At 72.3% G+C, this 12,332-nt stretch carries 5 protein-coding genes; 4 read left to right on the forward strand and 1 reads right to left on the reverse strand.

All coding sequences use genetic code 11. The annotated features are described in order from the left end of the window. Positions 1-3 precede the first annotated feature (3 nt). From ACFWHU_RS11325 to fxsT, 4 genes are all read left to right on the forward strand, one after another. Positions 4-3,066 (forward strand): SAV_2336 N-terminal domain-related protein, encoded by a 3,063-nt coding sequence (locus ACFWHU_RS11325; RefSeq protein ID WP_385803750.1) that lies wholly within the window; start codon positions 4-6, stop codon positions 3,064-3,066. A gap of 550 nt (positions 3,067-3,616) precedes the next feature. Then, the gene (locus tag ACFWHU_RS11330; RefSeq protein WP_385803752.1) at positions 3,617-3,808 is read left to right on the forward strand and encodes a hypothetical protein; all 192 of its coding nucleotides are present in this window, start codon (positions 3,617-3,619) and stop codon (positions 3,806-3,808) included. Between the two features lie 52 nt (positions 3,809-3,860). Then, positions 3,861-5,135 carry an aKG-HExxH-type peptide beta-hydroxylase gene (locus ACFWHU_RS11335; RefSeq protein ID WP_387224687.1) on the forward strand — a complete coding sequence of 425 codons (1,275 nt, stop codon included), beginning with the start codon at positions 3,861-3,863 and terminating at the stop codon, positions 5,133-5,135. Positions 5,136-5,191: 56 nt separating this feature from the next. Then, positions 5,192-8,215: an FxSxx-COOH system tetratricopeptide repeat protein gene (gene fxsT, locus ACFWHU_RS11340; protein ID WP_387224688.1), complete on the forward strand. Its 3,024-nt coding sequence runs from the start codon at positions 5,192-5,194 to the stop codon at positions 8,213-8,215. Between the two features lie 93 nt (positions 8,216-8,308). On the opposite strand, the gene ACFWHU_RS11345 is transcribed toward fxsT, so the two are convergent. Further along, positions 8,309-12,202, reverse strand: coding sequence for a multifunctional oxoglutarate decarboxylase/oxoglutarate dehydrogenase thiamine pyrophosphate-binding subunit/dihydrolipoyllysine-residue succinyltransferase subunit (locus tag ACFWHU_RS11345; protein ID WP_387224689.1), 3,894 nt, complete (start codon positions 12,200-12,202; stop codon positions 8,309-8,311). Between the last annotated feature and the right edge of the window lie 130 nt (positions 12,203-12,332).

Below are 12,332 nucleotides of genomic sequence, written 5' to 3' on the forward strand. Positions count from 1 at the left end.
GTGGTGACCACCCCCGACCCGCCCCCCGGCGCCACTCCCCGCCCGCCCCCCGGTCAGCGGGGCCAACCGGACCAGCCGACGCGGGACCCGTCGGCGGGGCAGCCGGACGACCCGTCCGGCCGGCCGCCGCCCGGTCGGCCCGACGGGCTGACGGAGCTGGTCGGCCGGCTGCGCGCGGCGGGCCGCGAGGTGTCCGCCAGTGAGCTGGCCGACGCCGTGTGGCTGGCGCGTCTGACGGCTCCCCGGCCGCGGACCGGGGATCGTCCGGAGCACCATGAACCTCCCACCGCCGGGCCGACCGCGCCCGACGCGGCCGTACAGCCGCCCCCCGAGGAGCCGGGTCCCCGGCCCGACCCCTCGTCCCGCAGCGCCGAGCAGACCGCGCCCGTCTCGCTCTACGCCCCGTCGACCGCGGAGGCCGTTCCCACCCGTTCGTTCCCGATACGGGCACCGGCCACCGGAGCCCTGTCCGGGCTGCTGGGCCTCCAGCGCGCGCTGCGACCCCTGCGCGGCTACCGTCCGCCCGTCGCCCCGGTCCTCGGCGCGGAACTGGACGAGGAGGCGACCGCCGAACGCAGCGCCGCCGAGGGCTTCCTGCGTCCCGTACGCCGCCCGGCCGCGCACCGGGAGGCCGAGATCCAGCTCCTGATGGACGCCTCACCGACCGCCTCCGTGTGGCAACTGACCCTCGAACGGCTCCGCCAAGCCTGCGAACGGCTCGGCGCGTTCCGCGACGTCCAGGTGCACTACCTGCACCCGGGGCCCGACGGTTCGGCGATGGCCGGCACCGGACCCGACCCGAACCAGACCCGGCTGCGCCCCGCCGACCAGCACCGCGACGTCACCGGCCGCCGGCTCACGCTCGTCATCAGCGACTGCGTGGGGCCGCTGTGGCAGTCGGGCGGCGCCCAGCGTCTGCTCTACCGCTGGGCCGAGAGCTCCCAGATCGCCGTCGTCCAGCCCCTGCCGCCCCGACTGTGGGACCGCACCGCGCTGCCCGCCGACCCCGGGCTGCTCGTCCACGAGCCCGGCGTGGGACGCGGCATGCGGTTCGTCGCCGACGAGACCCACGGGCGCGCGGCGCCGCCCGCCGGGGCCCGCCCGGTGCCCGTCCTGCTGCCGACCGACCGGGTCCTCGGCGGCTGGGCACAGCTGCTCGGCGGCACCGGCACCCGTACGATGCGCGGCGCGGCGGGCTGGGTGCTGCCGCGGCATCCGGCACAGCCCGAGTCGGGGCCGTACGCGGGGGCGCGCACCCCGCAGGCACGGCTGCGCGACTTCCGCTCCGGCGCGTCGCCGGGCGCGCTCGAACTGGCCGTCCATCTGGCTGCCGTACCGCTCTACCTGCCCGTCATGCAGCTCGTGCAGGAAGCGCTGCTGCCCGACACCGGCCCCATGCAACTGGCCGAGGTGCTCCTCGGCGGACTGCTGGAGCGGCTGCCCGACACCGCCGACGTACCGGGACCGCGCTACGACTTCGCGCCCGGCGTACGCGAACTGCTCCTCGAGATGCTCGACCAGGGCGCCGCCGAACTGGTCCTCAAATACCTGTCGGAGTACGTCACCCGGCGGTTCGGCAAGGGCATGCGCAACTTCCCGGCGCTGGCCGTCGCCCGCCTCCAGGGGCTGGAGACCGACGAGCCGGTGGTGCCGGAGGACCCCGACGGGGGCCCGCAGGCCGACGAGGAGCTGTTCGCGCAGGTCCCCGCCCGCGTGGTGCGCTGGTACCGGCCCGTACGGCCGGTGCCCGGCAGGCTGGACGAGGTGGAGCGGCTGCTCGGCCTGTGGCGCGACCGCCGCGACCGGCAGATGCTCGTCGACGCGCAGGCGCTCGCCGAGGCCGCGCTGGCCGCCGACGGCGACGGACGCTCCCGGCATCTGCTGGGGCGGGTGCTGTTCGCCCGCGCCAACACCACGGAGGCGCGGCGCGATCCCGAGGAGGCGCACGGGCTGCTGACCCGCGCCGAGCGGCTGCTCACCGGACGCGAGCCGGCGACGGCCGTCGCCCGCGCGGATGTCCGGCACGAGCTGTGGCGCCAGGACCGCGACCCCCGATGGCTGCACGCGGCGGTCGCCGGGCTGGCCGAGATGCCCGACGGGGCCGACCTCGCCACGGAGACGGCGCGTCGGCTGCGGATGGGCCGGGTCCTGCTCGACCTGGCCGGAACCGTCCCCGAACCGCAGGAGCCGGCCACCGCGTCCGTACGTGAACTGCGCACCGCGCTCGATCTGTTGGACGAGTTGGAGGCGCCCGCGCACCGCCGCGCGGGCGCCCTCCTCGACCTCGTGTCGGCCCTGCGGCTGACACAGGAGCGCGACACGGCCGAACTCCTCGCCCTGACCGAAGCGGCCGAGACGGCGGCCGAGGACAGCGCGTCGCTGCTGCTGCGCACCCTGCGCGAGCGGGCGCGGATCCACCGCGAGGCACGGGACTGGGAAGCGGCGGCGACCGCGTACGGACAGGCCGAGCGCAGCGCGCCGCGCGACAGCCCCGAACGGTGCGAACTCCTCGCCGAATGGGGCGAGATGCTGCTCACCGAGACCCGTCTCATCGACCGCGCGGAGGGCATCCTGCGCGAAGCCCTCACCAACGTCACCTCCAGGACCCCGCTGCGCTGGCGCCTCCACCTGCTGCTCGGTACGGCCCTGCTGGACCGCTACCGCGGCGACCCCGCGGGCGGCGGTTTCCTGCCCGACGTCTACGAGGGCTGCCATCTGCTGGAGCTCTCGGCCCGCCGCGCCGCCGACCCGGAAACCCGGGCCCGCTCCTGGCTGCTCCTGGCGGGCGCGCGCCTGGAACTGCCGCAGCCGCAGACGCACTTCGCCTCGGCGGAGTCCGCTTACGGCAGAGCGCTGCGCGAGATCCCCGAACCGCCCTCGATCACGGCGGCCCGCGCGCTGCACGGCCGCGCCGAACTGTACGAGCGGATGGCCCGCCCGTCGGCGGCCCTGACCGACTACCGGGCGGCGGCCGACCACTGGCGCGACCTGGCGGAGCAGGGCATCGCGGTCCCGCAGGACGAGGCACGGGCGACCCGCGAGCGGGTCGGGGCGCTGAGCGGCTGAGACCCGTCCGGCGCCCGCCCACGAGCGCCGGACGGGCCGCGCGTGTGTCCTCGAACGCCGGACGGGCTCAACAGCCCACCCCTCTCGGGGCAGATGCGTGCGCGACCGGTGCGTGCATCGACGCGCCCGGTATGCGCTCCCTAGGTCGTGTCTTCAAAGTAGCGCCGTCCGCCCGCAGGGCGGGGCCGGCGGCGGCAGGTGGGGTGCATCGCAAGGCGGAGGATCGGTCTTGTGGATGGACCAGCCGTACTTGGCCGAGTCCGACAACGCGGCGAGGTGCCGTGCCAGGCGTCGTGGGCCAGGCGGGACTTTGAAGACACGGCCCAGGGGGCCGCGCGGGTGCGGCCGAACACCGACTCCCTGTGTGGCGAACGGGTTTCCGAATCGTGGGCCTCGGGAAGGAGAAACCTCACGGCATCGCCTCCCAAGGCGTGCCGTGAACCCGGCGCCGTCCGCCCCGCAGAGCGGTGCTCATGGCGTCTGGTGTGTGCGCGAACGCAAGGCGGGACTTTCACCACACGCCCTCGGGGGCATCGGGGAGGAGCAGAGCGTGCTGGAGCAACGTGTGCCCGGATCCGCGGAGCGGATCAGTGGGATTCCAGGCAGTCCGGTGCTCCCCGATCTGACCGGCGTCGACCTGTGGACCCTCCAGGGCCTGGACGACGCCGCACTGACGGCGGCAGTCGAGGATGTGCTCCGCTGCCCGGGCTCGTTCACCGATTCGTGGAACGACGGGAAGTGAACGGGCTGACGCGGCGGCGGGAATCGGCCGGTCTCGTCGCGGAGCGGAGGTAATGGCCGCGGCGCCGGGGGCCTTCGTCGTCCCGCCCGGCACCCTCGTGCGGCTCGCCGCCACCCGCCAACTGCCCCGCGACACCGACCTGTTGCATGCCGCCCTGCACAGCCGCCGCCTGGTGCTGTTCAAAGCCCTTCTCGCCCGCGTCGGGCGGGAGGACTTACCGCCGGGCGCCCGCGCCGCGTTCGACCGGGACTGGCGGCTCCTGACCCGGTCCGAGTCGCCCGCGCCGGCCGCCGCCCGGCGGCTCCTCGACTACCCCGCCGTCGGCGGCTGGGTCGTGGACGCCCTCAACGCACAGGGACCGGAGGGCCTCGCCGCCGCCCTCCGCCCCCTCGGCGGGATCGCTGTCGCCACGGGGCTGAGCACCGGTGCCCCTCTCGACCTCCTGCTGCCCACGGCGGACGGGCGTCTCGTCCTGCCCGGCATCGGAGTTCAGGACGCCCGCGCACCCCGCGTACGGATCCGCTCGGGTCCGCGCGGCACGTTGCTCACCCCCGTGGGCCGCCCGGCCCGGTCCGTACTCCTGCGGCCCGACGGCCGAGGGGTGGGGGCGGGCTGGGACTCCCTGGCCGTGCTGCCGGGCAGTGCCGGCCGGCTCGACGACCTCGGGACCGGTCACACCTTCGACGCCGGGTCTCGGCCCCGTACGGACCGCGCCGCCTGGCTCGCCCGCTGGCGGGCCGCCGTCGCCCTCCTGGAGTCCGCGGACCCGTGGCGCGCGGCCGAAGTCACCCGGCTCGTACGGTCCGTGGTGCCGATGGCACCGGCCGGCGAGGGCGCCTCCAGCGGCACCCTCAGGGCGGCGCCCTGGGCCGTGCAGACCGCGCTGCCCGACACCGCGCGCCGGTTCGCCGAGGTGCTCGTCCACGAACTCGCCCACAGCAAGCTCGCCGTTCTCGCCGACCTCGTCGCGCTGCACCGCGCCGACGGAGCCGCCGTCCACCGCGTCGCGTGGCGCGAGGACCCGCGCCCCTTCGACGGCGTGCTCCAGGGGACCTACGCGCATCTCGCCCTCGCCGACCTCTGGTCGCGCGTCGCCGAGCGTCCCGGCGCCGCGCCCGCCGCCCGCCGGGCGGCCCGCGCCCGCTGCGAGAAGTACCGCGCACAGGTCGCCGACGCGCTCCCCGTCCTGCTGGACAGCCATCAACTCACCGAGCGCGGCACGCGGTTCACCGTCTCGATGAAGCAGCATCTGACGTCACTGGGCAGGGGTCCGAATAGCCCGTACGCACTGTCCGATTCCCTGTCCGGTGACGGTGACGTTCGGTAACATTTCAGACGCGCCGTCAGGGAATGGCGCAGCTCGATGAATGAGGAGACGCGCGCATGGTCGCTCAGCGGCACCTGACGGGGGACGGCGGCCCCGATCAGGAGTCCCAGCATTTCGTGGTCGCCTTCCCGGGCCATCACCGGCCGTGGGCCACCTGGATCGCACGCCGGCTCGAAGCGCACGGCCATCGCGTCACGACCCACCGCTGGGACCCCGACCGGGACCAGTCCCTGGAGGTCGCGCTCGGTGACCTCCTGCTGGCCAGAGGCCGGGTCCTGCTGGTGCTCAGCGAGTGGTTCTTCCAGCTCGGACCGCGCCGCGAGGGCGACTGGAACGATGTGCTGCGCGGCTTCGTCGCCGCCAACGCGGACCGGTTCGCCGCCGTCAACCTCACCAACCGCTCGCTGCTGCCCGCCACCGCCGTCCTCGAACCGGTCGACCTGTGGGGCATCGGCGAACAGGAAGCCGAACGGCGCCTGCTGGCGCGGCTCTCCCTCGAACCGGGCTCGCTGCGCACCGACACGGTGTCCACCCCCTCCCGCTACCCCAGCGACGCGCCCGCCGTCTGGGGCGAGGTGCCGCGCCGCAACTCGCGCTTCACCGGCCGGGACGAACTGCTCAACCGCGTCCAGGAATCGCTCACCGAAGTCGAACCGGGCGCGGCGGTCTGCGCGCTCGTCGGCATGGCCGGCATCGGCAAGACCCAGCTCGCCGCCGAGTACGCGCACCGCTTCAGCCCCGACTACGACGTCGTGTGGTGGGTCAACTCCGACCAGCGCGGCACCCAGCGCGACCGGTTCGGGGAGCTGGCACCGGCCCTCGGCCTGCGCGGCGGCTCCGAGCCCGGCGAGCGGATCCGCGCGGTGCGCGACGCGCTGCGCCGCGGCGACCCGCACGGCCGCTGGCTGGTCATCTTCGACGGCTGGGAGGACGTGGAGGAGGCCGCCTCGATGCTGCCCCGGGGCGGCACCGGTCACATCCTGATCACCTCTCGGAACCACGGGTGGCGCACCGTCGGCGACGTGGTGGAGGTGCCGGTCTTCCGGCGCGCCGAGTCGACCGGCTATCTGATGCGCAGGGCCCCGCACATCACGGCGGCCGAGGCCGACGAGGTGGCCGTCGAGTTCCAGGACCTGCCGCTCCAGATGGCCCACGCGGCGGCGCTGCTCGGCGAGTTGCGGATGCCCGTACCGGAATACCTGGGGAAGGTCCACAGCGGGGAGATCAACCCCTTGGAGGAGGTGTCCGAGCTCGGCGACTACCCCAGCTCCTCGCTCACCTCCTGGTCGATGCTCTTCAACCGGGTCCGTGAGTCCGAGCCCCGCGCGCTCGAACTCCTCAAGCTCTGCGCCTGCTTCGCACCCGGCCGGATCCCCATCGGCCTGGTCCGCGGTGTGTCACCCGAAGGGCTTCCGGAGCAGCTCCGCTGGATCGCCGACAACTCACCCGACTGGCCGCGGGCCCTGGACACCCTCGCCAACTACTCGGTCATCACCAAGGATTCACGCAGCTCGTCCGTCTCCGAGGGACGCGAGGCCGGGCCCCGCCAGGAGTCCGTCCACATGCACCGCGTCGTGCACGGCATCGTCAGCCGGCTCACCGCGGGCGCCGACCGCGACACCCACCGCGCCGTGGTCCGCCAGGTCCTCGTCGGCAGCGACCCCGGCGAGCCCTCCGACAGCAGGCAGTGGCCCCGGTACGCCGAGATCCTGCCCCAGCTCGAATACTCGGGCGCCTTGGCGAGCACCCATCCGCGCACCGTCCAACTCGTCCTGAACTGCCTCCAGTACTGCTACAACAGCGGCGAGTACACCGTCGGCATGGACCTGTCCCGACGGGTCCGGGAGCAGTGGGTCGAGCTGTTCGAGCCGGACTCCGAGGTCATGCTGGAACTGAGCGCCCAGACCTCGGTCATCCTGCGCGCGAGCGGCCGGTTCCACGAGGCGTTCGACCGGGACAGCGCGACTCTGGATCTGCTGCTGGCCCAGCCGGAGCCGGACCCGATCAGGCTGATGACGGCCAACAGCGGGCTCAGCTCCGACCTGCGGTTCCTCGGCCGCTACCCGGAGTCGTACCGGCTCCAGCGGGACGTGGTCGATGTCGGCCGCGACCTGCTGGGGGCCGATCAGTGGACCACCCTCCAGGCCCAGCACAACCTGGGCGTGACCCTGCGCCTCCTCGGCCAGTTCGAGAAGGCGTACGAGACCGACCTCGACACGCTGCGCAAGCGCGAGGCGGTCCTGCGAGCCCGGCACTCCAACACCCTGCACTCGGTCAACGCGTGCGCCCGCGACCTGCGCCTCCTCGGCCGGTACCACGACGCGCTGGCCCGGCAGGAGCTGGGCGTACGGACCCAGATCCAGGTCCTCGGCGAACACCACCCGCAGACGCTGTGGGCGCAGCACAACCTCGTCCTGTGCAGGCGCAGGGCGGGCACGAAGGGCGAGGACGTCGGTCCGATCATGGCGGACCTGCTCTCCCGCCACGAGCGCGTGTACGGCAAGGGCCACCACAACAACCTGATGCTCGTCACCGACTACGGCAACTACCTGCGCGTGCACGGCGATCTGGGCCAGGCCAGGGACCTGCTCGCCGAGGCGGAGGACACCTACCGCGCACTGGTCGGCCAGGCCCACCCCGTACCGACCGGGATGCAGTCCAACATCGGCCTCCTCATGCAGGCCGAGGGGAACAGGGACGGTGCGCTCGTGCTCTTCGAGCAGGCGCTCACCGGTCTGCGCACCCTGCTCGGCGACGACCACCCGTGGACGCTGGGCTGCGCGCTGAACGCGGCCGGCGGGCGCAACCTCACCGGGCGTCTGGAGGAGGCCGCCGAGCTGAGCAGGGAGACGCTGCGGCGCTCCCGCGCGGCGCTGGGTGACGACCATCCGCTGACGCTCTCCAGCCAGACGGCGCTCGCCGCCGATCTGCGGGGGCTCCAGCAGCGCGAGGAGGCGGACAAGGTCGAGGAGGACGCCCTCCAGAAGCTGACGCGCACGATGGGCGCGCAGCATCACCACACACTGTCGGCGCGCCAACGGATCCGCCCCTACTGGGACTTCGAGCCGTATCTGGGCTGAGCACCCGGCCCGGCAGACACCCGGCCCGTACACGGACGAGGGCCCGGCACCGCGAGAAGCGGTGCCGGGCCCTCGTCCGTCACATCAGAGCCGTCAGGCGTCGAAGACCTCCGCGCAGAGCTGCGCCTGCTCCGCCTGGTGCCGCTTGGCGGAGCCGACCGCGGGCGACGACGAAGCGGTCCGCGAGATACGGCGCAGCCGCTCACCGTGCGGGATGTCGGCGCCGACCGCCAGGTCCAGGTGGTCGATCAGGTTGAGCGCGATGAACGGCCACGCGCCCTGGTTCGCCGGCTCCTCCTGCGCCCACAGGTACTTCTCGGCGTTCGGGTACTTCGCGATCTCCGCCTGGAGCTCCGCGCCCGGCAGCGGGTACAGCCGCTCGAGACGCACGATCACCGTGTCCTTCGCACCGCGCTTCTGGCGCTCGGCGTCCAGGTCGTAGTAGACCTTGCCCGCGCAGAAGACGACCTTGCGGACGTCCGCCGGCTCGATCGTGCCCGCCTCGGCCATCGCGTCGCCGATCACCGGGCGGAAGCCGCCCGAGGTGAACTCCTCGATCTTCGACGTCGCCGCCTTCAGCCGCAGCAGCAGCTTCGGGGTGAAGACGACCAGCGGCTTGTGGTGCGGGTTGTGGACCTGCCAGCGCAGCAGGTGGAAGTAGTTCGACGGCAGGGTCGGCATCGCGACCGTCATGTTGTTCTGCGCGCACATCTGGAGGAAGCGCTCGGGGCGCGCGGACGAGTGGTCCGGGCCCTGGCCCTCGTAGCCGTGCGGCAGCAGCAGCGTGACGCCCGAGGTCTGGCCCCACTTCTGCTCCGCCGACGAGATGAACTCGTCGACGACGGTCTGCGCCCCGTTGACGAAGTCGCCGAACTGGGCCTCCCACATGACCAGCGACTCCGGGCGGGCCAGCGAGTAGCCGTACTCGAAGCCCATCGCCGCGTACTCGCTCAGCAGCGAGTCGTAGACGTTGTAGCGGGCCTGCTCCTCGGACAGGTAGAGCAGCGGGGTGTAGTCCTCGCCGGTCTCCTGGTCCACCAGCACCGCGTGGCGCTGGCCGAACGTGCCGCGGCGGGTGTCCTGGCCCGACAGCCGGACCGGGGTGCCCTCCATCAGCAGCGAGCCGATGGCGAGGGTCTCGCCGGTGCCCCAGTCGATCGTGCCGTCCTCGACCGACGCCGCACGGCGCTGCATCTGCGGCATCAGCCGCGGGTGCACCGTGATGTGGTCGGGGATGTTGACCTGGGACTCGGCGATCCGCTTGACGACCTCCTGCGAGATGGCCGTCGTGACCGCGACCGGGAACTGGGCCTGGGCGTCCGGGACATGGGTCGGAGCCGGGTGCGACGTGGCCTCGCGGACCTCGGCGAACACCTTCTCCAGCTGGCCCTGGAAGTCCTGGAGCGCCTGCTCCGCCTCTTCCAGCGTGATGTCGCCGCGACCGATCAGCGACTCGGTGTAGAGCTTGCGCACCGAACGCTTCTTGTCGATCAGGGTGACCATCTGCGGGTTGGTGAACTGCGGGTTGTCGCCCTCGTTGTGCCCGCGACGGCGGTAGCAGATGAGGTCGATGACGACGTCCTTGTTGAACGTCTGGCGGAACTCGAACGCGAGCCGCGCCACCCGGACGCATGCCTCCGGGTCGTCACCGTTCACATGGATGATCGGCGCCTCGATCATGCGCGCGACGTCCGTCGCGTACATCGAGGAGCGCGAGGCCTCCGGGGCGGCGGTGAAGCCGACCTGGTTGTTGATCACCACGTGCACCGTGCCGCCGGTGCGGTAGCCGCGCAGCTGCGACATGTTGAGCGTCTCGGCGACGACACCCTGGCCCGCGAAGGCCGCGTCGCCGTGCAGCGCGACGGGCAGCACGGTGAAGTCCGTGCCCGCCTTGTTGATGATGTCCTGCTTGGCGCGCGCGATGCCTTCGAGGACCGGGTCGACCGCCTCCAGGTGCGAGGGGTTCGCCGCCAGCGAGACCTTGATCTGCTCGCCGTCGAGACCGGTGAAGGTGCCCTCGGCGCCCAGGTGGTACTTCACGTCGCCGGAGCCGTGCATCGACTTCGGGTCGAGGTTGCCCTCGAACTCGCGGAAGATCTGCGCGTACGACTTGCCGACGATGTTCGCCAGCACGTTGAGCCGGCCGCGGTGGGCCATACCGATGACGACCTCGTCGAGCCGCGACTCGGCAGCCGAGTCGATGACCGCGTCGAGCAGCGGGATGACGGACTCGCCGCCCTCCAGGGAGAACCGCTTCTGGCCGACGTACTTGGTCTGGAGGAACGTCTCGAACGCTTCGGCCGCGTTGAGCCTGCGCAGGATCCGCAGCTGCTCCTCGCGCTCCGGCTTGGAGTTGGAGCGCTCGATACGGTCCTGGAGCCACTTGCGCTGCTTCGGGTCCTGGATGTGCATGAACTCGACGCCCGTGGTGCGGCAGTACGAGTTGCGCAGCACGCCCAGGATGTCGCGCAGCTTCATCATCGACTGGCCGGCGAAGCCGCCGACCGCGAACTCCCGCTCCAGGTCCCACAGGGTGAGGCCGTGCTCGGTGATGTCCAGGTCGGGGTGCTTGCGCTGGCGGTACTCCAACGGGTCGGTGTCGGCCATGACATGGCCGCGCACCCGGTAGGAGTGGATCAGCTCGAAGACCCGCGCGGGCTTCGTGACGTCCTCGTCGTGCGAGGCGTCGATGTCCTTGAGCCAGCGCACCGGCTCGTAGGGGATCCGCAGCGCCTGGAAGATCTCGTCGTAGAACTCGTTCTCGCCGAGCAGCAGCTGACTGACGATCCGCAGGAACTCGCCGGAGGCGGCGCCCTGGATGACACGGTGGTCGTACGTCGAGGTCAGCGTCATGACCTTGGAGATGCCCAGCTTGTTCAGGGTGTCCTGCGACGTGCCCTGGAACTCCGCCGGGTAGTCCATCGAACCGACGCCCATGATGACCGACTGACCGGGCATCAGACGCGGCACGGAGTGCACCGTGCCGAGGCCGCCCGGGTTGGTCAGCGAGACGGTGACGCCGGTGAAGTCGTCCATCGTGAGCTTGTTGCCGCGGGCGCGCCGGACGATGTCCTCGTACGCCTGCCAGAACTCGAAGAAGTTGAGCGTCTCGGCCTTCTTGATGCCGGCGACGACGAGCTGGCGGTCGCCGTTCGGCTTCACCAGGTCGATGGCCAGACCGAAGTTGATGTGCTCCGGCTTGACCAGGGTCGGCTTGCCGTCCTTCTGGGTGAAGGAGTAGTTCATCGACGGCATGGCCTTGATGGCCTGCACCATCGCGTACCCGATGAGGTGCGTGAAGGAGATCTTGCCGCCGCGCGCCCGCTTCAGGTGGTTGTTGATGACGATGCGGTTGTCGAAGAGCAGCTTCACCGGGACGGCGCGCACGGACGTGGCCGTGGGCAGCTCCAGCGACATGCTCATGTTCTTCGCGACAGCGGCCGACGGGCCGCGCAGCGTCACGAACTCGGGCCCGGTGGGCTCCTCGTCGGACAGCTCGTCCTTCGGCGCCGCCTTGGCGGCGGCCGGCTTCGCGGCGGGCGGCGCGGCCTTCGCCGGCGCGGGAGCCGCAGCGGCGGGCTTCGCCGGAGCGGCCGGTGCCGCCGCCGGTGCCTGCGACTCGGCCTTGGGGGCCTGAGCCTGCGCGGGCGCCGCTGCCACGGGCTTCGCCGGAGCGGCGGGAGCTGTCGTGGAGGTCGTGGCAGTCGCCGTCACGGGTGCGGCCGGTGCGGCACTCGCCGCAGCCCCCGCGGCTGCGGTGGACGCCGTCGTGGACTCCGGGCTCTTGTCCGCCGTACCGGTCGTGCCCGGCTTGTAGTCGGCGAAGAAGTCCCACCAGGCACGGTCGACCGAATTCGGGTCCTGGAGGTACTGCTGGTAGATCTCGTCGACGAGCCATTCATTGGGCCCGAAGGCGGCGGCAGGATTCTTGTCCTGCCCCGTTTGGTCGGTCGAGACGCTTGAGTTACTGGGGGACTGAGACGACACGGCGGCAACCGCCCTCTTCCGCTTCACAAGGTGATGGACAGCGGGAATCAAGGCTACGCCTACCGGACCGAGAGGAGCAGACCGGGCGGGGGCAACGTCATGCAAGTCACACCGGAAGGCGGGTTTCGGC

The sequence above is a fragment of the Streptomyces sp. NPDC060366 genome (assembly GCF_042725135.1).
In the GTDB taxonomy this organism is placed as follows: domain Bacteria; phylum Actinomycetota; class Actinomycetes; order Streptomycetales; family Streptomycetaceae; genus Streptomyces.

What these genes read in the sequence shown, in the direction of transcription:
- ACFWHU_RS11335 (WP_387224687.1), top strand. Translation starts at nt 3,861, where the DNA reads ATGGCCGCGGCGCCGGGGGCCTTCGTCGTCCCGCCCGGCACCCTCGTG.
- fxsT (WP_387224688.1), top strand. Translation starts at nt 5,192, where the DNA reads ATGGTCGCTCAGCGGCACCTGACGGGGGACGGCGGCCCCGATCAGGAG.